This window comes from Algoriphagus lutimaris (assembly GCF_017051705.1).
GTDB lineage: Bacteria > Bacteroidota > Bacteroidia > Cytophagales > Cyclobacteriaceae > Algoriphagus > Algoriphagus lutimaris.
The window spans coordinates 2,291,796-2,317,512 of the sequence record NZ_JAFIDJ010000001.1; the positions used below are offsets into that span (position 1 = coordinate 2,291,796).

General features: G+C 39.3%; 27 protein-coding genes and 1 tRNA gene. 10 read left to right on the forward strand and 18 right to left on the reverse strand.

The annotated features are described in order from the left end of the window. Nucleotides 1-54: 54 nt before the first annotated feature. The 3 genes from JYB62_RS09405 to JYB62_RS09415 are packed head-to-tail and all read right to left on the reverse strand — an operon-like array spanning nt 55 to nt 4,157. Nucleotides 55-2,334 (reverse strand): xanthine dehydrogenase family protein molybdopterin-binding subunit, encoded by a 2,280-nt coding sequence (locus tag JYB62_RS09405; protein ID WP_205645130.1) that lies wholly within the window; start codon nt 2,332-2,334, stop codon nt 55-57. Between the two features lie 24 nt (nt 2,335-2,358). Further along, on the reverse strand, nt 2,359-2,817 hold the full coding sequence (locus tag JYB62_RS09410; protein WP_205645131.1) for a (2Fe-2S)-binding protein: 459 nt from the start codon (nt 2,815-2,817) through the stop codon (nt 2,359-2,361). Between the two features lie 50 nt (nt 2,818-2,867). Then, entirely contained in the window at nt 2,868-4,157 is a 1,290-nt protein-coding gene (locus tag JYB62_RS09415) for a Gfo/Idh/MocA family protein (protein WP_205645132.1), read from the reverse strand. Between the two features lie 244 nt (nt 4,158-4,401). Between JYB62_RS09415 and JYB62_RS09420 the strand changes: the two genes are divergently transcribed. From JYB62_RS09420 to JYB62_RS09430, 3 genes are all read left to right on the forward strand, one after another. Continuing rightward, nucleotides 4,402-4,475, forward strand: a tRNA-Asn gene (locus JYB62_RS09420). Nucleotides 4,476-4,893: 418 nt separating this feature from the next. After that, nucleotides 4,894-5,109, forward strand: coding sequence for a hypothetical protein (locus JYB62_RS09425; RefSeq protein ID WP_205645133.1), 216 nt, complete (start codon nt 4,894-4,896; stop codon nt 5,107-5,109). A gap of 164 nt (nt 5,110-5,273) precedes the next feature. Then, entirely contained in the window at nt 5,274-5,669 is a 396-nt protein-coding gene (locus JYB62_RS09430) for an META domain-containing protein (RefSeq protein ID WP_205645134.1), read from the forward strand. A gap of 366 nt (nt 5,670-6,035) precedes the next feature. On the opposite strand, the gene JYB62_RS09435 is transcribed toward JYB62_RS09430, so the two are convergent. The 6 genes from JYB62_RS09435 to JYB62_RS09460 form a co-directional block, all read right to left on the reverse strand. Next, nucleotides 6,036-7,133, reverse strand: a complete 1,098-nt coding sequence (locus JYB62_RS09435) for a type 1 glutamine amidotransferase domain-containing protein (protein WP_205645135.1) — start codon at nt 7,131-7,133, stop codon at nt 6,036-6,038. 201 nt (nt 7,134-7,334) lie between these two features. Beyond that, nucleotides 7,335-7,994: a VOC family protein gene (locus JYB62_RS09440; protein WP_394369684.1), complete on the reverse strand. Its 660-nt coding sequence runs from the start codon at nt 7,992-7,994 to the stop codon at nt 7,335-7,337. 14 nt (nt 7,995-8,008) lie between these two features. Beyond that, nucleotides 8,009-8,641: an NAD(P)H-dependent oxidoreductase gene (locus JYB62_RS09445; protein WP_205645137.1), complete on the reverse strand. Its 633-nt coding sequence runs from the start codon at nt 8,639-8,641 to the stop codon at nt 8,009-8,011. Nucleotides 8,642-8,654: 13 nt separating this feature from the next. After that, entirely contained in the window at nt 8,655-9,374 is a 720-nt protein-coding gene (locus JYB62_RS09450) for a GNAT family N-acetyltransferase (RefSeq protein ID WP_205645138.1), read from the reverse strand. A gap of 7 nt (nt 9,375-9,381) precedes the next feature. Continuing rightward, complete coding sequence (locus tag JYB62_RS09455) at nt 9,382-9,828, reverse strand: DMT family transporter (RefSeq protein WP_205645139.1); 447 nt, start codon at nt 9,826-9,828, stop codon at nt 9,382-9,384. A gap of 11 nt (nt 9,829-9,839) precedes the next feature. Continuing rightward, the gene (locus tag JYB62_RS09460; protein WP_243431488.1) at nt 9,840-10,823 is read right to left on the reverse strand and encodes a cyclase family protein; all 984 of its coding nucleotides are present in this window, start codon (nt 10,821-10,823) and stop codon (nt 9,840-9,842) included. Nucleotides 10,824-10,924: 101 nt separating this feature from the next. Here JYB62_RS09460 and JYB62_RS09465 point away from each other — a divergent pair, with 101 nt between their 5' ends. Then, the gene (locus tag JYB62_RS09465) at nt 10,925-11,503 is read left to right on the forward strand and encodes a Crp/Fnr family transcriptional regulator (protein WP_205645140.1); all 579 of its coding nucleotides are present in this window, start codon (nt 10,925-10,927) and stop codon (nt 11,501-11,503) included. A gap of 8 nt (nt 11,504-11,511) precedes the next feature. Here JYB62_RS09465 and JYB62_RS09470 read toward each other — a convergent pair whose 3' ends face one another. Next, complete coding sequence (locus tag JYB62_RS09470) at nt 11,512-11,973, reverse strand: nuclear transport factor 2-like protein (RefSeq protein ID WP_205645141.1); 462 nt, start codon at nt 11,971-11,973, stop codon at nt 11,512-11,514. Nucleotides 11,974-12,079: 106 nt separating this feature from the next. Between JYB62_RS09470 and JYB62_RS09475 the strand changes: the two genes are divergently transcribed. After that, nucleotides 12,080-12,652, forward strand: coding sequence for a Crp/Fnr family transcriptional regulator (locus tag JYB62_RS09475; RefSeq protein WP_205645142.1), 573 nt, complete (start codon nt 12,080-12,082; stop codon nt 12,650-12,652). Here the strand turns inward: JYB62_RS09475 and JYB62_RS09480 are convergent, their stop codons facing one another. From JYB62_RS09480 to JYB62_RS09505, 7 genes are all read right to left on the reverse strand, one after another. Next, on the reverse strand, nt 12,653-13,042 hold the full coding sequence (locus tag JYB62_RS09480; protein ID WP_205645143.1) for a zinc-binding dehydrogenase: 390 nt from the start codon (nt 13,040-13,042) through the stop codon (nt 12,653-12,655). It abuts the gene before it with no gap. Beyond that, complete coding sequence (locus JYB62_RS09485; protein ID WP_205645144.1) at nt 13,024-13,611, reverse strand: NADP-dependent oxidoreductase; 588 nt, start codon at nt 13,609-13,611, stop codon at nt 13,024-13,026. Before JYB62_RS09485 ends, JYB62_RS09480 begins: the two co-directional genes overlap by 19 nt. A gap of 107 nt (nt 13,612-13,718) precedes the next feature. Then, the gene (locus JYB62_RS20050) at nt 13,719-13,949 is read right to left on the reverse strand and encodes a GNAT family N-acetyltransferase (RefSeq protein WP_317194649.1); all 231 of its coding nucleotides are present in this window, start codon (nt 13,947-13,949) and stop codon (nt 13,719-13,721) included. An 11-nt stretch (nt 13,950-13,960) separates the two neighbouring features. Continuing rightward, nucleotides 13,961-14,152 (reverse strand): hypothetical protein, encoded by a 192-nt coding sequence (locus JYB62_RS20055; protein WP_317194650.1) that lies wholly within the window; start codon nt 14,150-14,152, stop codon nt 13,961-13,963. Between the two features lie 15 nt (nt 14,153-14,167). After that, nucleotides 14,168-15,250: a serine hydrolase domain-containing protein gene (locus tag JYB62_RS09495; protein ID WP_205645145.1), complete on the reverse strand. Its 1,083-nt coding sequence runs from the start codon at nt 15,248-15,250 to the stop codon at nt 14,168-14,170. A gap of 13 nt (nt 15,251-15,263) precedes the next feature. Then, entirely contained in the window at nt 15,264-16,613 is a 1,350-nt protein-coding gene (locus JYB62_RS09500) for an amidohydrolase family protein (protein WP_205645146.1), read from the reverse strand. A gap of 31 nt (nt 16,614-16,644) precedes the next feature. Then, nucleotides 16,645-18,312, reverse strand: coding sequence for a serine hydrolase domain-containing protein (locus JYB62_RS09505; protein WP_205645147.1), 1,668 nt, complete (start codon nt 18,310-18,312; stop codon nt 16,645-16,647). A gap of 183 nt (nt 18,313-18,495) precedes the next feature. Here JYB62_RS09505 and JYB62_RS09510 point away from each other — a divergent pair, with 183 nt between their 5' ends. The 4 genes from JYB62_RS09510 to JYB62_RS09525 all read left to right on the forward strand — a co-directional run bounded on the left by JYB62_RS09510 (nt 18,496) and on the right by JYB62_RS09525 (nt 21,262). After that, entirely contained in the window at nt 18,496-19,185 is a 690-nt protein-coding gene (locus tag JYB62_RS09510; RefSeq protein WP_205645148.1) for a DUF4386 domain-containing protein, read from the forward strand. 27 nt (nt 19,186-19,212) lie between these two features. Next, nucleotides 19,213-19,560 (forward strand): 5-carboxymethyl-2-hydroxymuconate Delta-isomerase, encoded by a 348-nt coding sequence (locus tag JYB62_RS09515; RefSeq protein ID WP_205645149.1) that lies wholly within the window; start codon nt 19,213-19,215, stop codon nt 19,558-19,560. A 187-nt stretch (nt 19,561-19,747) separates the two neighbouring features. Beyond that, nucleotides 19,748-20,041 (forward strand): Bor family protein, encoded by a 294-nt coding sequence (locus tag JYB62_RS09520; RefSeq protein WP_205645150.1) that lies wholly within the window; start codon nt 19,748-19,750, stop codon nt 20,039-20,041. A 330-nt stretch (nt 20,042-20,371) separates the two neighbouring features. Then, a complete protein-coding gene (locus JYB62_RS09525) occupies nt 20,372-21,262 on the forward strand; it encodes a hypothetical protein (RefSeq protein WP_205645151.1) in 891 nt (296 codons plus the stop codon). A 915-nt stretch (nt 21,263-22,177) separates the two neighbouring features. Here the strand turns inward: JYB62_RS09525 and JYB62_RS09530 are convergent. Then, the gene (locus tag JYB62_RS09530) at nt 22,178-24,547 is read right to left on the reverse strand and encodes a peptide-binding protein (RefSeq protein ID WP_205645152.1); all 2,370 of its coding nucleotides are present in this window, start codon (nt 24,545-24,547) and stop codon (nt 22,178-22,180) included. 176 nt (nt 24,548-24,723) lie between these two features. Here JYB62_RS09530 and JYB62_RS09535 point away from each other — a divergent pair, with 176 nt between their 5' ends. After that, a complete protein-coding gene (locus tag JYB62_RS09535; RefSeq protein ID WP_243431492.1) occupies nt 24,724-25,569 on the forward strand; it encodes an N-acetylmuramoyl-L-alanine amidase-like domain-containing protein in 846 nt (281 codons plus the stop codon). Nucleotides 25,570-25,717 lie beyond the last annotated feature (148 nt).

Below are 25,717 nucleotides of genomic sequence, written 5' to 3' on the forward strand. Positions count from 1 at the left end.
TCTATCGAAATGTAAACGAATAGAAAATGATGAGACAGCCTCTTCAGTATAAATTTAAACCTTGAATGGCAACTTATAAATTCGTTGTCCATTCATCTGATACATGGCATTGGCAAGCGCCGGAATAAACGGCGGAACAGGAGGCTCTCCTACTCCGGTTGGTTTAATTTGGCTTTTTACGATATGGACATGTATTTTTTTCGGGGCAGCAGGCATCCGAATAATCTGATAGGTATCGAAGTTATTTTGCTGTACTTGTCCATTTTCTAATGTGATTTCTGAAGTGGTAGCCAAACTGGTTGCAAATTGAGCGCCACCCTCAAACTGAGATCGGATTCGATCCGTATTGACAGCTACCCCACAATCCACCACGTAATGCACTTCAGGAATCAGAATTTTTCCGTCTGCACCCTTTTCCAATAGGACCACACATCCCACATAAGTCAAGAAACTCTTGTGTGCTGCAAAACCCATAATTTTTCCTGCTGCTTTATTCGCATCCCAATTAGACTTTTCTCTCAAGGTTCGAATGACATTTTTCATTCGTCCCGTGTTCCAAGGATAATTATCTATGCTTTCCCCATAATTCCCATATTCTCCTCCTACCATCTCTGACTGGAAAGTGATATCCCGATCTTCACCTAGCAGCTCCAAGGCATTTTCTAATGGATCTTTCCCTCTCGCTTCTGCAATTTCATCCAACATCGTATGAATGGCAAAAGCATGGTGAATATTACTTACCGATCGAAGCCAGCCTACTCTGGTATTTCCTGTAGACTCATGCGTTTCCACTCGGATATTCGGAACATTAAATGGAAAATCAACGCATCCTAGTCCCATTTCTCCATCAGAAGGATGCAATTCCTCCTTGCTACTGGTTGAACCAATTGCTGGGAAAACGGTATGGTGATTCCATCCTGTCAGGCCTCCACTAGAATCCAAGGTTGCAATAATCCGCTGGGCACTATGGGAATGAAAAAAGTCAAAATGAAGATCATCATCACGTGTCCATTGAACTCGAACCGGCCCATTGGCTGCTTTGGAAATCAAAGCTGCTTCCACTACAAAGTCTGGCTTGGATTTCCTTCCAAAGCCTCCACCCAATAGTGTCACATTCACCTTGACCTGACTTACATCTACTCCTAAAGCTCCTGCCACTGCTCCCCTTGCCCATTGCGGGTGTTGAGTTGGCGCCCACACTTCGCAGGATCCATCGGGTTTTACATGAGCGATGGCTGCTGGTGGCTCGATGGTAGCATGCGCATAAAACGGAGCCTCATAAGTGCGTTCTATTTTTCTGGAAGCGGATCGGTTTGCCGAATCAAAATTCCCTCTTTCTCTTCTTACTTTTCCATTGCTCCGAGTACTTTGAAGCATTTCTGCCAGCTGTTTTTTGGAACTATAATCTTTATTTTCTCCAAGGTCCCATTCTATTTCCAGCGCATCTCTCCCTTTGATAGCAGACCAGGTATTCTCAGCGATCACCGCAATTCCTTCTAAAGCCTTATCCAAACCAGGAGGATTTCCAGATCCTTCAATCTTTACTACTTGAACGACACCTGGAACAGCCAATGCTTTTTCATCATTATAGGAAACCACTTTCGCGCCTATTACTGGAGTTCTTCGGACTACAGCAATTTTCATGTCCGGAAGATCCACATCAGCCCCAAAAACCGCCTTGCCCATGGCAATATTTTTCAAATCGTAAATCGGCACATCCGTCCCGATCAATTTATAGCTGGAAAGTTCTCTCAGAGTAATGCTTTCCGGATCCGGTACAGGGGTATCCTTTAATTTACCCACTAAGTCCCCAAACGCGATTTCTTTTCCGTCTCCGATGACTTTCCCATCACGGGTATCACACTGGGAAGGATCCACTCCCCAATCCGCAGCAGCGGCAGCGATCAGCATATGTCTGGCTGTGGCCCCCGCTTTTCGCATGGGTTCAAAAAACATCCGAACAGAGAATGAACCATCGGTATTCTGATTTCCGTATTTCTCTTCATCCCCTTCCGCTTGAACAATTTTGATGGTGGACCAGTCTGCCCCAAGTTCATCAGCCACAATTTGTGGAAGGGACGTTCGAATACCTGTCCCCATCTCAGATCGGTGGGCGACTAAGGTAACTTGATTAGTTGAATCAATGGAGAGATAAACATTGGGTGCAAACGTCACTAATTCACCTTTTGGTCCTGAACATTGGAAGTTGACACCAAGGATAAGTCCCCCGGTAGCAAGGGACCCTAATTTCAAAAAATCTCTTCGGGAGGGAACAAAAACCTTGCTTTTATCCTGCCCTTTTTTCTTTTGTATAAATGGAATATTTGGAAGCATGAGATTGGGTTTTATTTGGGTGTTTTATAAGGACTTAGATGCAGTGACAATCGCATCTTTGATGCGATTATAAGTGCCACAACGACATAGATTTCCAGCCATAGCTTGTTCGATTTCTTCCTCACTTGGACTGGCATTGGAGTTCAGTAAAGCAGCAGCATTCATAATCTGTCCTGATTGACAATAGCCGCATTGCGGAACAATATGTTCTACCCAAGCCTTTTGAACAGGATGATCTCCGTTTTCAGAAAGCCCCTCAATCGTTGTTATTTCACCTGTACCTACTGCAGAAATCGGCAGGGAACAAGACCGAACAGCATTACCATCCAAATGGACTGTGCAGGCACCGCAGAATGATTGTCCACAACCAAATTTGGTTCCTTTCATTTTTAAAAGGTCACGAATCACCCAGAGTAAAGGCATATCCTCTAATGCCTCGACCTCCTTAGATTCGCCGTTAATTTTCAATGTATAATTTGGCATTCTTTTATGGGGTTTTGGTTTATTTCTTGATTAAGTTAACTTTTCTGAAATCATGCTCCAATTAAATTCCACTTTTCCCGGTAAGGTCTAAATAGCAATTGGTTAGCTTGGGAATGATTCTTAAACATTTCCTTTTTCGCATTCCATTTTAGTTCTTCTTTGAGCTTAAAGGAAATCAGAGCCAAATGCATGGGCATGGTCATATTTCGGGCATATTCCAAATAGGATTCCGGTTGAGTTCTGGATTTTACAGCATCAATAAAATTCTGCTGGTGTCCCGGTGATCGAACTATGGTTTTCGGAATTTCAGGAATATCTTCCATTACTTTTCCGTCAATTCTTATTTCCCTTCTGCTGTAGTCACAAACCAAGGTTCCTTTTGTGCCTTCAAAATAAGCTCCTATCCCTCTCCCGGCCGCTCCCGGAACATCAGGGGGAGCAGAAGTCCAATGCAGGTCCAGTTTTTTAAATTTAAAGTCCACGTCTATCCATTTGGGAGTATCTCCAACTCCGTCCGAAACTTCGCCATTTGCCGAGATCTTTTTTAGCCCGGATGGAGCAATGGACCACCAAACAATGTCTGCGATATGACACCAGAAATCCTGAAATACCCCTCCGGAATATTCCATAAAATAGCGATAGGAAAAATGACATTTCTCGGGAGCATACTCGGCATAGGGGGCGGGACCTAGCCACATGTCCCAATTCAAATGAGATGGAGGAGCCTGAAAATTCAGTTTTTCAATCAACGGGGGCTCTCCCGTTTTCCATAGACGCACGGTTTTAATTTTACCCAAGACCCCAGATTGAATTATTTCAGCTACTCGGTGGTAATTATCTCCGGCATGGATTTGGGTTCCCAATTGAAAAATCCTTCCTGTATCTTTTTGGGAAGCTAACATCAAATCACCTTCCCTTTTAGCATAAGAAAGAGGTTTCTCACTGTAAACATCCTTTCCTGCCTGAAAAGCCAAAATGGTAATCTGGGCATGCCAATGATCTGGTGTGGCAATGGTGACTGCATCTACATCTGATCTCTCCAGCACTTTTCGGAAATCCGAATACAATTGTGCTTTTGTATCAGGGTGAATCGCTTTCAACTTCTCCAAGGCTTCTTGTGCATGTGTGTCATCTACATCACATAAGGCTACAACTTCCACCTCAGGCAAATTGGCAAACCAGTTTAAATGATTCAAGCCCATTCCTCCTAATCCAATATGGGCTACTCTGACTTTATCGGAAGGTGCTGCTTTCGTCCCTTGGAATGGTAAAAATTGAAGACCTAGCGTGGTCAAAGCAGAATAGCGGACAAACTCTCTGCGATTTAATGATTTTTTCATGTAGTGCGATCTTGGGTAAAAATTAAAGCTATTTAAATTACAAAATAGGATTGGAATTCCTCTCCTGTCCCGCAAAAACCTTTTTTGAAGTTTTTTTTAAAAAATAAGTAACTGATTGTGAAGCGAAAAAGTAAATGAGTGAAATATTAAGTAAGATTTTTTAGAAATGGGTTTGGAATAAATAATATAGCCTCCTACATTTGCAACACCAATTCGGAAAACGATCCGAAAAGAAACACAAAATTCCTCCTTAGCTCAGTTGGTTAGAGCATCTGACTGTTAATCAGAGGGTCCTTGGTTCGAGCCCAAGAGGAGGAGCAAAACCTGATACGAAAGTGTCAGGTTTTTTTGTTTTAAGGTATATCCGGCTTTTCTTGTGGTAAAAAGATTCTTGTACACAGTGGTTTTCGGGACGAGTCCAACTTTTCTTCGCCAGATAAAAAAGAGTAGAAAGTTTATAAAATCAATTTGCTAGAATTTGATTACAAGAAGTTTCACTGCTTTGATTAAACAATTCTAGATTTGCATTTCCCCCAAACTTATATTTTAGGTTTTGCATTTTTTAAAAGGATAAATGGCTTTCAAATCTTATATTAGAATAACTATTAAATTAACCTAAACCTTTAAATAGAAGGTTGCTTTTTTTGATTTTGATGGAAGCTTGTTCCGGCAGGCGATTTAACTTTTTATCCCAATGAGATCCATTCATTAGAGGATTTTGAAAATAGATAGCCCTATGAAAACCCATAGAAAAATAAAAAACTATATAATTGGACCTATTAGTCTTTTGATTTCAATTCTTCTTCTTTCCTCCTGTATGGATAAGGAAAGCCCTGAGCAAGAGGAGATCACAATTGAAGAGGAAATTTTTGGGTATATAGCTATTCCTTTAATGCGTACGATAATCAATTACCTTGTGATACACCCGATAACAGACATGCATTCTGCCTAGGTATTTCATTTAATGAAGAATTTGACTATGATATTTCTACTCTAGCATGGATCTCTCCTGAAATCGAGGGGTATACCAGGAAATCAAATTTTATTCAAAAAATTCATGTAATTAAAACTGAAGATTCAAAATCAGGCCAAATCAAAAGAAAACTCGTTCAAGTTTTGGAGGAAGAAAGAGATTACATTGATTTACTTGGTGGCGACTTGAATTTTACTGTAGGGTCGAATTCTACTGGGGGATGGAATGTGATTCGATATCAAAATGAAGACCTTCCAAATCCAAGTTTTCCAAATGGGAAAATAATTTTCATACACCCTTCCACTAGAAAAGCAATCTCCACAGATGGATGTAATTCAATCACTCTTGAACTAAAAAAGGTAGGTTCTAACCAAATCATTTCATTTGGCAACCTTATTTCTACTCTAATAGCCTGCCCTGATGTTCAAAATGATATCCCTTTCCCTGGATTGTTCAATCAATTTAAAAGAGAGGGGGATTCTTTATTCTTTTACAATGATTCAGGAGAGGAAGTTGCTGTATGGAGAAAAGTGAATTAACATGGGAGAATTTACTTAATCTTGGCAGGAACCTTATAAAAGATCAATCTCCACATATTCAGGACTTTTCTTAGGATTCTTTTGACGACATTAATAAAAAAACATCTTCCTCAAGCATTTAGTGATTAATATCAAGAAACTAAAGTTGAATTTCTATTGTGCCCCTTCTGATTAAATTCACTCTTACAGGATGTACTTCTGCAGGACAATCTGTAGGGGACCAATTCCTATTCAATTTTTTTTAAACAAGGTATTTGTACAGTAGCAACTTTATAAAACTCCACCTCAGCTGTTGAGACTTATCTGTACACATTAATTGTTTTTAGATAATTTAAAACTCACCGAAAATTTAATCAGAATTATTTTCTATTTATTGAGTTCAATATCTTTTGCAAAAGACGCTAAACCTATTAGGTCATATAACTTTTTTAAATCTCCCTGTATCATTGATACAGCACCATGACTAATTAGTAATGATCTAGAAACAGATTGTTTATTTTCTTTAATAATTTGTTTTAGTGCTGCTTTGGAATCCTCTTTACCTTTTGTTTCGTAGGTAAATAAGACTTTAACAGCATTTTCTTCCGCAGTGATGGCCCTATTTTTCGGCTTGTACCCTAATTGCTTGACCATAGCTTCTGAAATTGCCCATACCGACCATGGATTTTGGCCAGTAATTAAATTATTATCGTGACTTATTCTTTCAAGGTACATGATGCCTTCATTAAATATGGCCCCTTGAGAAATTAGTTTGTCTTGTAATAAAAAAGGGAAAACAGATTCTGCATTTGGAATTAACAATAACTCTTCCTTATTGGTAAAGCTACTGACCTGCTTATTTTTTAAAAATGGTTGTCCATCGTCTAAGGTAACATTTACAAAGGCTGCAGGGCCATGACAGACTGCTCCGATAACTTTGTTATTCTTATGGAAATCTTTTATCAAAGCATGTATAAATCTATTATTTGGAAAATCAAACATCGCTCCTTTCCCTCCGACAAAATAAACAGCTTCATATGTTTCAGGTTTTACATCTTTTAATAAAAGGCTATTATTGGTTTTGGATTGCGCAATAGAATCATTCAAAAATGCATAATCGAATATCCCCATATCATCATCATCTAACACTACGGGTGGTTTACCTCCTAAAGGACTTGCTATATCAACATCAAAACCATTGGCTTTAAAAACATAGTAAGCTCTTGCTAATTCTGTTAGTTCGTATCCTGTGCCTTTACCACTTGTGCCCATGGTATCTGTGCTGGTTACAACAGCTAGTATTTTCCCCCGATAACCTGGTACATCTTTAGTGATGTAAGTGATATCACTTGCTTGACTATTAACTAAGGCACCATCTTCTTCCGGTAAAAGACTCGCGATATATATACCAATAGAGATAAGTATAGCCACAATGAGAGTTACAGTGGTCAGTGTCCATTTAATAATTGGATATTTTTTAAACATAATTTCTTTTTTAATTCATTTATCAAGTAAAGTTGAATCATACTTAAGGTTGCTACAGGGTTGACAATTCACCATGGTTATCATATATAGGCTCTTAAAAAACCATTTAATCTGTCTTATTTTTCAATATCTACTCAATAAAACGAGCTAAACATATTGTCTAATCATAGGTAGCAGTTCCATAAACGAGTATCCTGAGTGTTAGCGATTGAGTTCAAACCAAGTAGTCTTATCACCAACTTTGATTTCAAAACTTAACCCACAGGGGGTTGAGGGTATTTGTGTGGGGTACCAATTCCGTCCCTCTTTAGAAATAACAAGTAGACCGGATTCCTCACCCAAGGCCAAGAAATCAGAATCTTTTGGTCCCTTGGGAAAATAATTAATCCCTGAATCGGCAATGATTTTTTCAGCCATTTCCAAAGGGTAATCAGTGACAATTCCTATTTCATTTATACACATTATGTTTTGGGTTGAAAAATCTCCGATTATTTCATTTTGGAGATCCATCCGACAAATGACTTCCAAAATATTCCCCTGGTCATCTTTGAAATAGACCGACTTTGCCTTCCAGTTTTCAAAACACACTATAGGACCTGAGTCTGAGATCAGCATTTTAACCCCTCTATCATTTAACCATTGAATAGCCAATTCAATGGATTGAATCGGGATAAGGAAGGCAAAATGATATTGGGGAGAGGATCCCTCTGACGCTTTCTTAAATACCAATTCAGAAGATCCAACTTGGAAACCTACTTGATTCATGTTTCGGAAAAGAAGCTTAAAACCAAGTCTCTCTTGATAGAACCTTTGGGTTTCATCCAAATTTTTACTTTGCAATACAAGTTTTAAAATATCCATTACTTCCCCTTTCTTCAAATGAGTTCAAATAGCTCTTCACTACTTCTCCGAACTTTCTTACGAAAATGTGCCGAATCATCTAAGGCGCGAAATCCTATCGGAGCAACTAATACAGCATGTAATCCCTGGTCATTTAAGCCCAAAATTTCATCATATTTATCTGGCTCAAATCCTTCCATCGGACAAGCGTCAAGTTTAAGTTCTGCCGCAGCAATTAGGAGATTATTCATTGCTAAATAGCATTGTTTCTCTGACCAGGACTGTCTTTCTCCTTCACCCATGGCTGAAATGCCTTCCTTAATACTTTTTCCATAGGCAAGAATCCCGGCTTTTTTAGATTCTTCCACTCCTTCTTGTAAGAGGTTGATATATGAATCGACACCTTCATTAAAGTTTTGGTTGTAACTACAGAACACGAACAAATGGGATGCATCCGTGATTTGCGATTGGTCCCAAGAAGCTTTCCTAAGCAGTTTTTTCATTTTAGGATCTTCAATTATCAAAACCTTATACAATTGAAGCCCATAAGAGGAGACCGAAAGTCGAACAGCCTCTTTAAGCAGTTCCAAATGAGTTGAATTAATTTTTTTCTTTGAATCAAATTTTTTGGTGGCATAGCGCCAGTTCAATGTTTCTATCAATTTCATTTCTTTTTCTTTTTTAGTTTTTATAAAATCTGATCTTAAAATCTGACCGAAAGCCGTATTTCAAATACAATCCCAAGCCCATGGCTGAGGCTTGTAGGATTGCAGTGGTCGCCCCGGCTTTTTTTACCTTTGAAAGAGTGGCTTCGAATAAGTGATTTGCCAAACCCTTTCCTCGAAAAGAGGGAGCCACTCCAATTGAATAAATTCCTGATACACCCCTGGAATCTTGAAAGACCATACTGGTTCCTATAGGATTATCTTCAAATGAAGCGGTGTAAAAACTCACTTTTTCTCCGAGGGCTATCACTGTGGAAGGAGGAATTTCATACCCAAAGGAATGGAAGAAGACCTGTGACCAAATCAAAGCTTGTTTCGGCGTTTTTACCAGTTGCAGTTGAATTGGCAGAGTGGTTTGGGAGGAAAAAGAAGCTAGATCACAGGACATCCCAACCAATTCAGAAGACGAATGAAAACCAAATTCGGCAAGTAAGTCTTCTTGGATTTCCTTTTCCCAAACAGCCAAACTACAGGGCTTTCCCTTTGACAGAGATTGAACAGCTAAAAGCTTTTTAGAATTCAATGAGCCAGTAATCCATACCTTATCTGGCCAATCACCCTGGCTTCCAAGGCTGACAAATACCTCATTCTCTGAAATGAATTTACCGGCTAAGAGTCCACCTACTTTCCAAAGATCTGTGAGGTTATGTACGTTTGAGTGTTTCAATAATTCCATAGCTCTTTTAGGATTTTATTAGCAACACCGAAACAATCATCAGAGAGATTCCCATCATTCTTTTGAAAGTGATGGGCTCAATAGGCAATCCAAACCATCCATAGTGACTGGCTAATCCCGCAAAAATTAATTGACCGCTTAGACCAAATGCGACCGTAGTAGAAATACCAATTCTCGGAATCACATAGTAAAAAGAAGCGATTGCAAGAAAGCTTAGAACTCCTCCCAAAAAAAATAAGTACAAAGGAATGGTCTGAATTTTTTCCAGAATTGCCATATTCTCTTTTGCAAGAAGCAAAACCAAAATGGCAAGCGAGGCACTGACTAAAAGGCTTATAGAAGAAGCTACTAATGCATTATCCAACCTAACTCCAAGCTGGGCATTTAAACTGCCCTGCAGGACAATCAATATTCCGACTCCAAAGGCCGCTACCATCAAATGAAGGTTTTCCATGACCAAAAGATTCAATTGATAGGTATGGCTATTGGACGCATAGGAGCCGCGGAAGCACCCCGTAACTTCAGCGAACTACCTATAAAAGCAAATTCATAAACCCCATCATGAGCTAAACTCTCCAGATTCATCTGCTCCATAAACATCACGCCTTTCTCTGCAAGCAAATAGGTATGGACAGGTACCCAATTGTCCTCCCGCTCAGGAGGGAAAGCTTCGAAACTTAAATTATCCGCACCCAAAAGCATAATTTGCTGCTCCTCCACCAACCATTTAACCGCGTCTAGGTTGATCCCCGGATAGTTATCCAAGTACTGATCTGCATGCTCATAATGCCTTGCCTGCCCTGTTCGAATGAGGACTATATCCCCCTTCTGTAGTTTTGTTTTTTGCCTTTCTAGAGCTGATTTTAAATCAGAAGAGTTGATTCGATAATTTTCCGGCAGCTGATCGACCTCTTTCAAAGCTAAGATGTCAATTAAAACACCCCTTCCAATTATGGGAGGAATGGTTTCTGCACCTGTTTTTTTCCAGCCTTTATCCCCCAAATACTCATCAGCTGAAAAACCATTCCAGATTTTACCATTCAACCCAAAATGATTCAATGCATCAATATGGGTTCCCATGTGGGTATACATGGAAATGGCATCCCCAGTATAGCTGACTTTGGCATTCATCCCCTCTCCCATCCCATTGGGATTGTCAATGAGCGTACCTTTTGGAGTGTGGGTCATCCAGAATTGATAGGCAGGATCTCCCAAGGCATGAAAGCTGGGCATCCCCACGAAATATTCCACACTTAAGTCATAGATTTTTCCTGATCTAACATGGCTTAATACCTCTAATCGGCTCTGATCGCTCATCAAGTTTAGCGTACCAATTTCATCATTGGGCCCCCAAGGGCTTTTTCCAACTTTCTCAGTTGACATGACCTGTGAAAGGCCAAACCCTGCCTGACAAGTCAGAAAATAGGAAATGAACATCCATTTTTTCATGATATTATATTTTTTTGGTTTATAATGACCTTTCAAAGGTCCGCCAATTACAATCCCTGTCGAATGACTTGGATTAAGTCTTTCACTTAACCTAGATCAAGATGAATCCTGAACTCCTATGGCAAAGTCTGGAGAAATATATCTCACTCTCTGAGTCTGAAAAGGCATTGATCCTATCCAAACTCAGCACCCGCAACTTCAAAAAAGGTCAGTTTTTGGTTTTTGCAGGCGGCAAAAGTAAAGTGACCAATTTCGTCATTGAAGGGTCTGTAATGGCTTATTTTACCGATACCAAAGGGCTGGATCATATCATCCAATTTGCCTTTGAAGGTTGGTGGATTAGTGATTTGAAGAGTTTTATCACCCAGAAAGAAGCCATTCTCAATGTTCAGGCCTTGGAAGAGAGCACTGTTTTGGAACTATCCTTCGAGGACCTAGAAGAACTATATGGTCAAATCCCTCAATTGGAACGATTTTTCAGGGTCATCACTCAGCGTGCTTTTGTGGCCTTTCAAGAGCGAATTTTGGAAACCATCAGTCAATCTGCCGAAGAACGATACCGTGCATTCCATGATAAATTCAGAAAGTACGAAACCCGTATTCCTCAGAAACTGATTGCCTCTTATTTGGGAGTCACTCCAGAGTTTTTCAGCCGAATGAAAAAGAAAATGGAATGGTAATCCACTCTCTACCAAAATTCCGTGATCCTAAAAATCTTTTCATCCTTAAATTCAAATACTGCCATTTCACCATCTTCCTTGTGAGGATTTGGGTTGGTTTTAGATATAAATTTCTTACTGACAGCAAGAGCATTTTTTCCTGATATAACCGAAAACACATGGATATCATAAATTTTCCCATCGTATCCTCCTGATTCCAAATTTCGGCGATATCCATTGTACAAATCTTCTCTGGTATACACTCCGCCATATTCCTGATGAACATAGGTGAAGTCTTCAGAAAACAATTGGAATAATCTATCAACATCCTTTATATCAGATTCTTTACTGAAAATTTTCAGATTGAGCTGATAATACTGATTTAGCAATTCTTCCTGTTGAGATCTTTCATTGCTTTCAGTTTGTTTTTGGGGTTTCATATCCAAAAACCCCAAATTCAGCAAAAAAGCGATGGTTAAAGCTATTTTCATTTCATGTACTATTTATTGTGTGATGGAATAAGGTTCTAATCGAACCCCATTTGTATAAAATCAAAGTTTAACCTTCCCATATCTTTGAAAATGGTTATTTTCGGCAATGGTCACGAGAAGTTCAGCCCTTTTTGATATTCCTTTAACTGATGAAGAAGCTCAATTGATTGATGAGTTGATCCCCATTAAAACCTTCAAAAAAGGAACCATTCTTTTAAAAGAAGGCCAGGTGGCCAGAGAATCCTATTTCAATCTCAAAGGTCTGGTCCGCTTGTATTACTTGATAGAAGGAGAGGAAAAGACCATTCACTTTTATGAGGAGTTTCAGCCTATTGCCTCACTTTCCAGCTATTTGAATAAGACTCCGGCCAATCATTATCTCGAATGTGTAGAAGACACCACGTTGACCATTCTGAGTTACGACAGTGAACAGGAATTGATCAAGAAAGTACCAGTTTTTGAATCGGTTTGTCGGGTATCCATAGAGCAGGAATTTGGGAAAAACCAACAAATGCTTGCCGATTACATGATCAAATCACCAGAGAAACGCTATCTGGAACTTCAAGAAAATCAACCGGAACTACTAAATCGAGTTCCTCAATACATTCTAGCTTCTTACCTTGGAGTAAAACCTGAATCACTTAGCCGAATTCGGAAAAGATTGGCGACCAAAACCTGATTAAGCAACCAAAATACCCACATTGCCAGCTTTTTTACCCTTTTCTACATAGGCATGGGCAGCCGGAATTTCATAGAATGAATAAACTCGATCTAAGTAAGGTTTAATTTTTTTTGCCTCCAAAAGATACTGAATCACTATTAAGTCAGACTTCTTTTGGTCTGCTATTCCTACTAGGATCTGCTCCTTTTTACCCTGAAATTTTTGAATCATCAGATCCAGATAATCAGACAAAGAGGCATCATTGGAAAGATACATACCATTGTTTTTCAATAAATGCTTGATTTCCCTGAAGGAAGTCTTGCCCACCGCATTAATGATCAGGTCAAATTTTTCAGACACCTTGGTAAAATCCTCTTTATCATAGCTAATTACTTGATCTGCCCCCATTTTTTTACCCAAATCGCATTTTTTGAACTGCACACACCCACCACATAAGCTTGCTTAACTTTTGCCAACTGGAGCATAGCTGAACCCACAGATCCAGACACTCCATGAATCAGTACTTTCATTCCGGGTTTAAGATTTGATTTTTGAAGAAAATGGTATGCCGAAAGGAATCCAACAGGTACTACTGCAGCTTCTTCAAAACTTAACCCCTTCGGGATTTTTGCCACAGGCATATCCCTATCCACAGCTACATATTCGGCGTAGGTTCCAGAGCTCATCCCTAAACTGCCAAAAATTTTATCTCCAACTTTGAACTCAGTTACTTCATTCCCAACTTCCTCTACAATTCCTGAGAATTCGTGACCTAAAAGAGGATTTTTAGGTTTAAACAGTCCCGCAAAAAAGCGGATCGGAAGCGGTTTTCCACTGCGGATTCTCCAATCTCCTGCCGTGACGGAAGTGGCGTGGATTTTCACCAAAAGCTCATTGGCTTTTGGCTCAGGTTTTTCCAGCGTATCGGGACTCAACACAGTCGGTTCCCCATATCTTTTGAAGGTAAATGCTTTCATTTTCAAACACTTTTGATTTACACTTCAAAAGTAAAACCCACTTCTCTCCCAAAAATTGACCTTGGTTAAGAAGTGGATTTCTACACTAAAAGAATTAAATCAGGACTCTAGTGCCAAATGCAAAATAGGAAAAGGTTTGCCTGTGGATCCAATTCAGAACGCCCGATTACCTTAAACCCACAGTGCAAATAAAATCCCAAAGCCTGCTCGTTCAGCTCATTGACGTCTAATTTCTCTACTCCCATTTCATTAATAGCATATTCTAGGCAAAGTCTTCCCAGTCCTTTGCCAAAAGCATCCGAATGTAAAAACAACATCTCCAAATTTCCTTCAGCCACTCCTAAAAAGCCTAAGATTTGACCTTTTGAATCACGAACAACCCTAAATCCACCGCATAAAAATAAGTGTCTAAGATCAAGGGTTTGAAGTATGCAATATCCTCTTCTGAGAGAAAACCATGGGTTTTCCTTACTGAATCCTCCCAAATCTCTACCAAAATTGGAAAGAAAGAGGGATCACATGTTTCTAGTGAATAATTCACTTTGCAGGGATTTTATTAAAATTCGTCTAAAGCCAGTTTGGCAATTTCCCGGGTGATCACCGTAGGAGAGTTACAATCGCAATTACTCAAGCCTACTACATAAATATCCTGATCTGGCAGATAAACTCCCATAGATTTAAATCCAAAGACGCTACCCCCATGTTCTCTGACCGGAACTCCTTCGAAATCTTTGAGGTGCCAGCCATACCCATAAGTCAAGATCTCCCCATTAGATAAAGTGCCCGGAGCAAAAGCCTTTTGAAGGGTTTCTTGCTTTAGAAGCACATCCGTATTCAAGGCATTTTGCCAAATCAACAGATCATCAACGGTAGACATCAACGAACCAGAGGCATAGGGAATGGTCAGGCTCACCCACATTTTATTAGTATATCCATTCCGATCGTGATAACCATAGGCACGCATTTTCACCAATTCCCGATCGGAAGCATAGCGGGAATTCCTCATTCCCAATATTTGAAAAATTCGCTGCTCTATAAAATCCTCATAGCTCATACCTGAAACTAGCTCCATCACATAGCCCAAAACCACATAACCTGAATTATTGTATTCAAATTTTTCCCCCGGAAGAAAATCCACAGGTTCATCCTTGAAAAAATCAACCATCTCCTTCGGACTTTGATCAGTTCTGGCAATCGACATAATAGATCTCATTTTTGTGAAATCCTTGATTCCAGATGTATGATTCAATAAATGTTGAATGGTCAACTTTTCCCCCTGGACAGGAAAATCAGGGATGTACTTTCTCACATCATCCTCTATGCTGAGCTTTCCTTCTTCTTCCAGAATCAATATACCTACTGCAGTAAACTGCTTGGTCATGGACCCGATCTGAAAAACATTTTCAGGAACCATTGCTACATCCAATTCCAAATTGGACATACCAAAGGCTTTTCGGTATACAGGATTACCATCTTTTGCTACCATAAAAACCGCTCCCGGTCCTTCCGATTCAAACATCTCTTTCAAAAGACTGTCAATTTTTGTTTCCAAGGATTGTGCTTGAAGGGATTCGTTTAGTAGTAAAGAACAAGTCCAAATAGTCAAAAAGGCTAAACAGAATTTTCTAAATGTGTGCATTTTTATTTTTGGTTTAGTTTTTATTCAAATCTGATAAAGCATTGATTTCCAACACATCTCCCAATAGGGAATCCAAAGCGGCCCGATCAAAAAGTCTCCCATTTAAGATAACTGCTGATATTTCCTGAGTAGCTCGGATATCTTCCAAGGGATTGGAATTCAGAAGGACGAGGTTAGCATTTTTTCCAGGAGAAATTGTCCCTTCAAGAGCCTGAGTTCCTAAGTATCGGGCTGGACTTACCGTGGCAGCTTTCAAAATCTCAATTGGTTCCATCCCCAAGTCTTGTAATAGCTCCATTTCTTCATGAACCGAAAAGCCTGGAACCACTAAGCCAAAGGTGTCGGAACCAATCATAAGCGGTACACCTGCATCAGAAAGTTGGAGTGTAAAACCCTTCATCCACTCTAGCCATTCGCTTAATAATAATTCGGCATCTTTACCGTAAAGCACCTTCCCCTTCAAGTCTTTTCGATACGGATTTTCATCCGAAAGCCAATAATTACGATCACCCGAAAGCATGTATTTTGCATAATCCGCTTCTCCTAACTTCTTGAATTCAGAATCATTGAGATAATGGATAATCCGTTCGAATACCTTTAATGTAGGTACTATGGTAATCCCACTGGTTTTAATTTCCTCTACCACTGAGGTCATAAAATTCTCGTCATTTCGTTGTGTTTCCCCAAAGAGATATACAAATTCCTCCACATGTTCGATGGACTTCATTCTTAGGGAATAATCTAAACCCATTGCTCTTTGTGCATGCCCGATGACTGAAAGCCCTTCTTTTTCGGCTTCCTCCAAAAGACCTTGGTAGATATTTTCCGGAAGATTGTCAGCGATTTTCAGGAAATCATATCCCTTTTCCACATTGCTTTGGACCATTTCTCTCGCTTCCTCCTCACTTTGCAGCATGGAGGAATTCAAGTAAGGCCCTGTTGTGAAATATCTGGGCCCCAGAATTTCACCCGAATTAATTTTCTCTCGGATACCCACCTGATCCTGCCAGTCATATTCTGCCATATTCCGGACTGTGGTCACCCCATTGGCTAGTAAAAGATTTAGATCTCGTTCGATCCCTCCTTGAGGATTTCTCCAATGAAAGTGCATCTCGTGAAATCCTGGTATCATAAATTTTCCCTGAGCATCCACTACTTGGTATAAATCCGATTTCGGATTATTGGATGCAGCTTGAATACTCAGAATTTTCCCATTTGCAATTAATACTTGTTGGTCTTTCAATATCTCTTTGGAGGTCATACTAATCACATTTACATGATTAACCAACAGTGTATCCGCATATTGATTAACAGGAACCCCATTCAGAAAAGGCCATAGAATCCCCAGCATGAATAATTTCATTTTATTTTTGATTTGATATGTTGTTAGGAAATTAGTTAAGGCGTGAAAGCTTCAAGTTTTTAACCCGCCCATTCGACAGCATTACTTCTGCTGCTTTTCCTTCTGGATTAAGGACAAATTCAACGGAAAACACTGGCCAAGCCCCACGAAACGCATTAGCGGTCATTCTTTCCAAAGGAATTTCACCATGTCGTGGATGGTAGACCATTAAATTCTCTTCATTAATTTTGAACCAATAAGAAGCCTGTAATTCCACACTGTAATACTCCCCTTCCAAATCCATCAGGTCTGATGCCGAAAAGGAATTTTCTCCAAGTGGAACCCAGATATTTACAATGCCTTCCTTTGAAAGCAATTTGGCGCTGCTTACTACTCCATTCTGAACCTCAAAGCTCAATTTTCGCCCGTCTGACTCTAAAACAGAAAATTCTCCGTTCCCCAAATGCAGAAGTATACGTTCCAAAGTCCCAATCTTTGCAATGAGCTTCTGTTCCTTTTCGAGGATTTGGATAACCTGCTTATCATAAGTATCCCAGTAACTCCCTTCAAGAAGATTTGCTTGAATAGGTTCAATATTTTTTACCTCTGCTTTATCAGATGAGATCGGGCTGATGGAGGTTACAGGCTTATTCAAAATAATTTCAGAAATTCCATTGAGTTTCTGTCCTAAATTGGAAGAACTGAAGTTGGAAAGGATCGAAATGCTCAGTTTCAAGTCTGGAAAAGTAGCAATCTGAGCTCGAAAACCACCGATTGATCCAGAATGATGGATTCTTCTCTGTCCACCAAATTGATCTACAATTAAACCGAAAGCATAATTGCCAGCCTGACCATTGGAATAAAGACCAATTTCCTTCATCTGCTCAAATGCATTTTCCCAGCCAGGTTTGGGTTTATAAAGGTTTTTTGCCCAAATGAGTAAATCTTCCGAGGAAGAATGGATATTTCCTGCACCGGTATAGTTCCAATAATCCAATGCTCTTTCAAAAATTCTATCGTGACTGTGGTAATAGGAAGACGCATTGCCAGGAACTATGCGGGTATAATTATCCTCGACATAGGTATGCTCCAACCCAAGAGGTTCAAAAACCTCGCTTGCCATCCATTCAGCAAATGACTTCCCAGAAAGTCGCTCTACGACCATAGCCATCAGCACATAGCCTGTATTGCAATATCCATATCGTTCTCCAACCGGATAATTCAGATCCTTTTGCAAGGTCACAAATCGGAATACATCTTCATTGGATCGGACATCATCCCCTCTCCATCCTGCCAAACCCAACAAATCATGAACACTTCTCAAACCACTGGTGTGATAGATTAAATGTCGAAAATTAATCGGTTGCCTAAAATCAGGAATTTCAGGCAGGTATTCATTGACCTCATCATCCAAGGAAAGAAGTCCCTTTTCTGCCATTCGCACGATTGCCATAGCCGTGAACTGTTTTGATACGGAGGCGATATTAAATAAGGTACTTGGGGTATTTGGAACTCCAAAATCCAAACTTGCAAGACCAAAAGCTTTAGAATAAATCATTTCCCCATCCTCCATAACACCCACTGACCCTCCAGGCATTCCCGGCTGATTCCACTCCTGAAATATAGAATCTAGTAGCGCTTCCTTTTCTGGACTCAACTGTGCATAGGAAATCCCAATAGCACTTATATATAAGGTAACGATGAAAATGAGTTTTTTCATAAACTTTCGCTGACTTGACCTTTTGATCATTATTTCAATTCAAATTTAAGATACCCAATTTCCTTTGACATTGACTTAGGTTAAGAATTCATTTTTCTCTGATTTCTTGACGTTTTAAATTCTTAACCCAGATCAATTTTCAGCCTTTTTTTCCGCCTTAGGTTTGTGGAAAATTAGGATAAAATGAAAAATCTCATAGTTCAAAGCGACCGAAACCTGATTCTGGGGCTGACAGGCTTACTTTATTTACTAGTGATTGTTTGCGGACTTTCCAGTGAACTGGGATTTCGGGAAGTTTTATTCCTGCCAGAAGATATCCAGCAGACGATGGAAAACATCCAAGAAAACCTGAACCTACTTCGACTTGGAGTCTCCCTAGACATGGTAATGGTATTGGCTGATATCGGTTTAGCCTGGTTCTTCTTCATCTTATTTCGGGAGAACTTTCCAAGATTATCCTATTTAGCTTCTTTTTTAAGACTGTTGCAGGCGGCAATTATTGGAATCAACCTGATCCATCTATTACAAATCCCAACCCTACTCCAGTTATTTTCTGATGTTGATGAATCCCTATTTGTAGCCCGACAAATAGGCTATCTGATTGAATCCCATCGCCTAGGCTATTTACTAAGCGCGATTCCTTTTGGGATGAGCTGTGTGACTTTGGGGTACATGATGTACAAATCCGGCTGGTTTTCACGACTTCTTGGAGCCATGGTATTGGTTGCGGGATTTTCCTATTTGATTGATTCCTTCACCAATATCCTTTTGCCAAAATATGCTAATTACAGTGATATTCTGGTATTGGCAACAGCCGTGATTACAGAATTATCTCTATGTATATATCTGATTTTTAAAGGAGTAAAACAATAAATACTGATCTGTCAAAAAAAATAAATTATGCCGCATTTTATTATTGAGTGCTCAGATGTGCTTTTAGATAAGCACTCCTCAGAAAAAATCATGAAAAAGGTTTATGAAGCTGCTATATCTTCCAACCTTTTCAAGCCGGAAGAAATTAAAGTCAGAATAAGACCCTATCGAAACTTCTATGGAACATTTTCTCCAATAGAATTCATCCATGTATTTGGAAATATCATGGAAGGTCGAAACCAGGTTCAAAAAAATACTCTTTCTAAAAATATTGTAACTGGTCTAAATCAACTATTTCCTGAAGTCTCCATTATCTCTATGAATATTAGAGATTTCGATAGGACGGGATATTTTAATAAACAAATGCTCCCCTAAGAAAATACACACACTTTGATTTTTCAGAAAGTCAAAGAAAAATCAACTCTGAACTAGGGATCGTTTCTAACCAAAAATGATCCATTTCCAGAAAAAGCAGCAGAAAAGTCTTTCCTGCGAATTTAAAGGTATTTCAGAATCTTAAAGAATTACAAAACCAACTATTAATTACTTAAACACAAAAAAAATGAGAAAAATCATTTCAACTTTCGCCCTGGTTCTAGCCACTTCTCTTCTCTTAAGTTCATGCCACACCTATACGGTAACTGTAGGAGAAGGCTCCCAAACCGGAATCGAGTACAAGGAAAAAAACCATTACCTGATTGAGGGATTGGCCGCTTTAAAAGTATCTGACCCTGTGAAAATGGCTCATGGAGCAAAGGATTATGAGGTAACAATAAAGCACACATTTGTGGATGGATTGATCCATGTATTGACTTTCGGAGTTTATGCGCCCACAACCACCATTGTGAGAAAATAAAGCCGCAATGATTTAATCCATGTAATAGGTATCCGCATTCGATTATGTGGATACCTTTTCCTCATCTTATTCGCAATGGTAAAGAGAGGAAGCTCCTTGACCGTGCGGACTAAAAATCATATCGACTTCCCAATTCTATGGATAGAATTTAGGGTTTTGGGTCAAACAATACACAATCGTAAAGAAAATTTGACTACTCCCAAAAGGGTATTGAAGCATTGCCGTTGAAAAGAAAAAAATTAAACATCCGTACTAAACCAAAGGAATTTGAGATTTAAACCTAAATCCCATACACTATAAAGAAGCTTTGTGAAATAAAAACTACTCAAATTGAAAAACAGTATTCCTTATACCCTATTAATAGCAATTGTACTATTCACATACGCTTGCAAAACTGAGACCTCAGAAGGTAGTCAGGCTGATTCCTCTACTGAAAAAAACCTATACTTTGGATATAAACCACCAGGTTTAATCCCCGAAGTTTTTGTTCCTAAAAATCAAACTACTGAAGATTGGAAATTGGGAAATCCAGACCAGTTGGACATGAATGAGTTTTATTTCACTTACACTGGAAACAACCCTTTTGAGGATCCTGTAATTGTTTACCGAAATGAAGGAAGCTATTACAGGGTCAATAAATACAACTTTAAACATAATCCTGGCGATAGTAATATCTTATATTCAAGATGGAACTACATTGAACGCACTGATTCTGGTTGGTCAAAAATGAAAAGCTTAGGTCCCATGTTTGAAAGAGAAGACTGGGGGATTATGGTCATGTCGGTATCTGCTAAAGGTACTCTTGTTTTTGATGACTATAAAAGCAATGATGTAATCAGAATGTCACGGATTATAAACGGTAAGCGGGAAGAACCCAAGTTACTTAATGATCAAATTAATACAGGAAAATGGACTGCTCATCCATTCATCGCACCTGATGAATCCTTCTTAATATGGGGCAGCGAGCGAGCTGAAGGATACGGATTGTCTGATAATTATATCAGTTTTCGACAACATGATGGTTCTTGGGGTCAGGCCATTAATATGGGCGATCAGATAAATTCAGAACTGGTAGAAAATGGTGCTCGATTAACACCTGATGGAAAATATTTACTTTTTGGGAGATCTGAAGAAAAAGAAGGAGAGGATGGAAAAAAATATTGGGTAACGACCAACTATTGGGTTGATGCCCAAATTATTGAAACTCTCAGGCCTCAATAATCTTTCCGAAAAAAATTAACTGACAAAATACATTCAATAAAACCTAAAAGAATTGCTTGTTTTAACCTGCTATGAAATTCCTTTCGGATTTTCAGTCTGGAGTGTATTTGAAGAACTTAATTGCAACCTGCGCAATTATCAAAGCTGAGCCCGTTTGAAGATAATAAAGAATTTTTAAACACCTTCTTAATAAGTGCAAAATTATACCAAAATCAAGGATGGTAGAAACTCCCCTGATTTTAAATTATTTAACCATTTCAAATTGAGGATAATACTTCCTTTAACTTTAGAGGAATTGAACTTCGGTTGCAACTATCGTTGACAGGAGGAGCAAAACCTGATTCGAAAGTGTCAGGTTTTTTGTTTTAAGGCATTTCAGGCTTTTCTTGGGTTAATAGGACCTTGTCCTTGATGGATATCAGGACGAGACAAAACTTCCTTCATCGTGGAGGAGAAGTCAAATCAATCCCATCCTCAAATCCATATAAGAATTAAGCGAATAATCATTTTGATACACTCAAAAGCCCAAGTAGGAGGAAAAAGAAAACACCAAAAAGGGAATAATAAAATAAATGATACAGTCTACCCACCTTTCCCTCATTCTTAATAGATATTTCTTTGTATAGAGGTAGGTATTTGAAAATCTTACCTTTCACAAAAAATCCTTTTCTAAACAGACTAACTGGGTGTCCATTATTGTTAAGGTAGTTCACAATGGAGTTGCTTATAAATAAATTATACCACAACATTATTAAAGTAACAATCCCAAAAACAATAGCCATTTCCATTTTTGATTGATTCCCTTTTAAAGATACATTTTATTACTTTAATTCTCCTTTAACTGCAGCTTCCGACAATAGGGGGAGTAAATCCTGATACGTAAGTGTCAGTTTTTAAATATTAAAATCTGACACTTTAAAAAACTACCTCAACCAAAGCCTGATTCCTCCAAACTTTAAGTTCTATTCTTCCTTTCCAAAGATTCCCTTTCTCCAGTTTTCTAAGTGTTAACACCTTGTCCACTGGCTCTCCCCAGCACTCCAGAATCACATCTCCCACTTGAAACACATTTTGATCTTCTTCTTTGGAAACTCCCAAAACCAGCACTCCCGAAATTTCATTGACCCCTGCAGCCGATTGTTCGCCCAAGGTCTCCATATTCTTGACCTTAAATCCTCGCCACTCTTCAATTTCAACTATTCCATCTAAGCGCTCTATAAACAAATCCGGTATTTTTGGTGAATCAGCCAAATCCTGAAGCTTCTTAGAGGCTACTCCAAACTGATCCATTGGAAAATTCTCAAAGCCAATTGACACTAGGACAGGAGATCTTTCTTCTATCCTAAAATCTCCCTCCTTCGGATTTATAAAACCAAGGTCTCCATACTCCGCGCTTTGCTCCACTCCGAATTCCCTGCTTTTCATCAAATCCATTTCCGAGGTGAAAAAATTCTCATCCACCTTATCTCCCCAAAAGGTTACCCCGATCTGCTTATGCGAAGTCATCACGATATTTCTGGCAAACACATCATGGCTATTTTCAAACCAAACATGGGGATGGAAACCATTATTCAAGGTGATATTATTATATACGGTTCTATAAAACCCTTCCCGAAGTTTTATCCCGCCACTTAAGCACAGGTTATTATAAATCTCATAATTGCTGGACCCATCGTCCAGATCAATATCCCAACCATGATCACAATGGAATCGGTTATTTCGTATTATGGTGGTTTTGATGGCATCCAACTTAATCCAATCCGGATGTCTCTCAACAAGCTCATTCATAGTTCCCCTATTAGGATGCCAAAAGCGTTCTCTTCCCCAAGAATTAAAGGCCCCATGATCCCCAGTCTCCATCACGGTGTTGAATACATCATTAAATTCAATGATATGCCCTCCCCAAGCACCATCTCCAATATTAATCCCCGCCCGGGGAACATTGTAAATGGTGTTGTGAATGATATTCAAATCCATCGCCATCTGAATCTGTAAACCGGCCACCTGTTTTTCAATCAATCCGATGTTCCGGATCAGGTTATCAGCCACTAGTGAATTAGCAGGATATTCCTCCGTTTTAGGACCTGGAATGGTATCCATTTCTTCTTCTGGAACAAATTCATGGTAGTTAAAAGAAGGTGAACGAACCGCATTTGGACTCCCTACAAAGCTGATTGCACTCCCTCCTATTTCTTCGATCAAATTCCCTCGGATGGAGGCTTTTCGGTTATAGTTGCTTACAAAAACCGCGTTCCCACCTAAATCCTGAAAAGTATTGTTTTCAAGGTGAATGTTTTCTGTCCCATCGAGCAGTATTGCGCCATTTCTGTAAATGGTCCAATCACTCCGCATCAATGGTTCTTCGGTCTTCATGAATGTAGGAGCAGTTTGGGTAAATAGAATATCCTTTATCTGGATATGATAAACAGGATTATCTACATTTCCTTTGAAAGAAATCAAGTTTTCTAGGACTCCAACTTCTACGAGTTCGATGTCTTTAATCGTTTGTCCCTCCTCTGGAAAATAATACAACAAGCCCTTTTCTCGATCCAAATACCATTCTTTGGGATTGTCCAATTCCTCGAAAATATTCTCTACAAATCGAAATTTGGGATGCAATCCACTTTCCCGGTTATTCTGCCAGCCTCCTTCATAAATCAGGCTATCCTTCCCGACCTTTCTGATTATTTCATAATGCATCCCTCCCCATCTTCCTTGATGCAGCGCATGGATATATCCACCTTTTGGGTCTTTCCAACTTGCAATCCGTTCTTTGGACAAGGCATCTTCCGCATACCCATGGAAAGGAAGGGTTTCTGTCTGATAATTGGGATAACGAGCGCGAATCTGCTTTTTCCCATTGATATAAAGGGAAGAAAAATCCAATCCTTTGGGAACTTTGGCCACCCACAAAGAGTCTTGGCTTTTCCATGTTAAGTCCAGCGATCTCCCTCCACTAATGATCACTTTCTCCCCTTTTTTTGCTTGAATCATATAGGGAAATTCCTCCGAACCGGATTCACTGACATCAAAAACCAAAGGTTCTTCCAGGTAATAAGTTCCACCATTAATCAATAAGGAAACTCCCTCCTCTGGGTTTTCCGCTTTTAACTTTTTGACCTGTTCCTTAGCATGCAAAATACTGGCAAAAGGCAATGCTTCTGTCCCAGGATTGCTATCCTTCCCATCTGTAGCAACATAATATTGGGTTTGAGCAGTACTGAAAAATTGAAAGGCAAAAAATAAAAAGATGACAAAAGATGCTTTGATTAAAATCGTTCTCATAGGGATTTGCTGAATACAGCGCAAAATATTTCGATTTACTCCGGCAGCAAAAAAATACAGAAGTACTTTCATTTATTAACTCCTTTTTTACTACTTCCCTTGAGTAAAGCAAGCTATTTAGTTTCCCATTTATTGAAAAATGAAGTAGATTTCAATGAATTTTAATAAATACTATTTTGAAGTTTTTTCTAACCCTTGCCATTTGTTGTATCTCCCTTTTCACTCAAGCCCAAACTGTTTGCTCATTGGAGAGCAGGGAAAAACTGGAATTGTTTCTGGAGAAGCTTGCCGATAGCAACCTCTCTGGGAAGAGTCCAAATGAACTGAATACCATGATTGGGCAATGGTTTCTGGAAACTCCTTATGTAGAAAAAACTCTGGAAGTACCTGGGTCTGAACAATTGGTCATCAACCTGATGGGAGTGGATTGCACCACCTTTTTGGAGACAGTGGTTACTCTAACCAGATTGGCAGAAAGCAACGAATTCACCTTTGAAGCATTCGAGCAAAACCTGGAAGTGCTCCGCTACCGGGAAGGCAAAAACCAAGGCTATCCTTCTCGCCTTCACTATTTTTCGGATTGGATTTTTGACAACCAGCAAAAGGGAATTATTGCCGACGTGACAGAGAAAGTGGGAGGTGTCCCATATCCTAATCAGCCCACCTTTATGTCTGAAAATCCTCAATTTTATCCTCAGTTAAGTGATTCTAAAAACTTGGATGAAATCAAAATCACGGAAGGCATGATTCAGAAAAGGGGGTATTATTTTATTCCAAAAACCGATATCAGCAGCTTAGAGAAGAATATCCAATCAGGGGATCTGATCGCCATCACGACTTCCATGCCTAACCTGGACATTGTCCACACCGGTTTTGCTATTGAGAAAAATGGTAGAATCCATTTGCTTCATGCCAGCTCCAAAAACAAAGAAGTGGAGATATCTGAAAAACCCCTTAGCGACTACTTGGCGGAGAATAAATCCCAATCAGGGATCATAGTAGCAAGATTGGTAACCCCATAAAAAAGCCCTCCCCTCTGAGAAAATCCCATGCAGGTAGAGGCATGAAAAAAGGAATATATGTTCTAAAAATCTCATCCAATTTGGAGTTCCTGACTTCAAAATTACTGGTTCAATAAATGAGTTTTTACTTATGAAATCCTTTACTAAA

Excerpts from the sequence above, each read along its gene's own strand:
- JYB62_RS09405 (WP_205645130.1), bottom strand. The coding sequence starts at position 2,334 with ATGCTTCCAAATATTCCATTTATACAAAAGAAAAAAGGGCAGGATAAA.
- JYB62_RS09410 (WP_205645131.1), bottom strand. The coding sequence starts at position 2,817 with ATGCCAAATTATACATTGAAAATTAACGGCGAATCTAAGGAGGTCGAG.
- JYB62_RS09415 (WP_205645132.1), bottom strand. The coding sequence starts at position 4,157 with ATGAAAAAATCATTAAATCGCAGAGAGTTTGTCCGCTATTCTGCTTTG.
- JYB62_RS09425 (WP_205645133.1), top strand. The coding sequence starts at position 4,894 with ATGAAAACCCATAGAAAAATAAAAAACTATATAATTGGACCTATTAGT.
- JYB62_RS09435 (WP_205645135.1), bottom strand. The coding sequence starts at position 7,133 with ATGTTTAAAAAATATCCAATTATTAAATGGACACTGACCACTGTAACT.
- JYB62_RS09440 (WP_394369684.1), bottom strand. The coding sequence starts at position 7,994 with ATGGATATTTTAAAACTTGTATTGCAAAGTAAAAATTTGGATGAAACC.
- JYB62_RS09445 (WP_205645137.1), bottom strand. The coding sequence starts at position 8,641 with ATGAAATTGATAGAAACATTGAACTGGCGCTATGCCACCAAAAAATTT.
- JYB62_RS09450 (WP_205645138.1), bottom strand. The coding sequence starts at position 9,374 with ATGGAATTATTGAAACACTCAAACGTACATAACCTCACAGATCTTTGG.
- JYB62_RS09455 (WP_205645139.1), bottom strand. The coding sequence starts at position 9,828 with ATGGAAAACCTTCATTTGATGGTAGCGGCCTTTGGAGTCGGAATATTG.
- JYB62_RS09460 (WP_243431488.1), bottom strand. The coding sequence starts at position 10,823 with ATGAAAAAATGGATGTTCATTTCCTATTTTCTGACTTGTCAGGCAGGG.
- JYB62_RS09465 (WP_205645140.1), top strand. The coding sequence starts at position 10,925 with ATGAATCCTGAACTCCTATGGCAAAGTCTGGAGAAATATATCTCACTC.
- JYB62_RS09470 (WP_205645141.1), bottom strand. The coding sequence starts at position 11,973 with ATGAAAATAGCTTTAACCATCGCTTTTTTGCTGAATTTGGGGTTTTTG.
- JYB62_RS09475 (WP_205645142.1), top strand. The coding sequence starts at position 12,080 with ATGGTCACGAGAAGTTCAGCCCTTTTTGATATTCCTTTAACTGATGAA.
- JYB62_RS09480 (WP_205645143.1), bottom strand. The coding sequence starts at position 13,042 with ATGGGGGCAGATCAAGTAATTAGCTATGATAAAGAGGATTTTACCAAG.
- JYB62_RS09485 (WP_205645144.1), bottom strand. The coding sequence starts at position 13,611 with ATGAAAGCATTTACCTTCAAAAGATATGGGGAACCGACTGTGTTGAGT.
- JYB62_RS09495 (WP_205645145.1), bottom strand. The coding sequence starts at position 15,250 with ATGCACACATTTAGAAAATTCTGTTTAGCCTTTTTGACTATTTGGACT.
- JYB62_RS09500 (WP_205645146.1), bottom strand. The coding sequence starts at position 16,613 with ATGAAATTATTCATGCTGGGGATTCTATGGCCTTTTCTGAATGGGGTT.
- JYB62_RS09505 (WP_205645147.1), bottom strand. The coding sequence starts at position 18,312 with ATGAAAAAACTCATTTTCATCGTTACCTTATATATAAGTGCTATTGGG.
- JYB62_RS09510 (WP_205645148.1), top strand. The coding sequence starts at position 18,496 with ATGAAAAATCTCATAGTTCAAAGCGACCGAAACCTGATTCTGGGGCTG.
- JYB62_RS09515 (WP_205645149.1), top strand. The coding sequence starts at position 19,213 with ATGCCGCATTTTATTATTGAGTGCTCAGATGTGCTTTTAGATAAGCAC.
- JYB62_RS09520 (WP_205645150.1), top strand. The coding sequence starts at position 19,748 with ATGAGAAAAATCATTTCAACTTTCGCCCTGGTTCTAGCCACTTCTCTT.
- JYB62_RS09530 (WP_205645152.1), bottom strand. The coding sequence starts at position 24,547 with ATGAGAACGATTTTAATCAAAGCATCTTTTGTCATCTTTTTATTTTTT.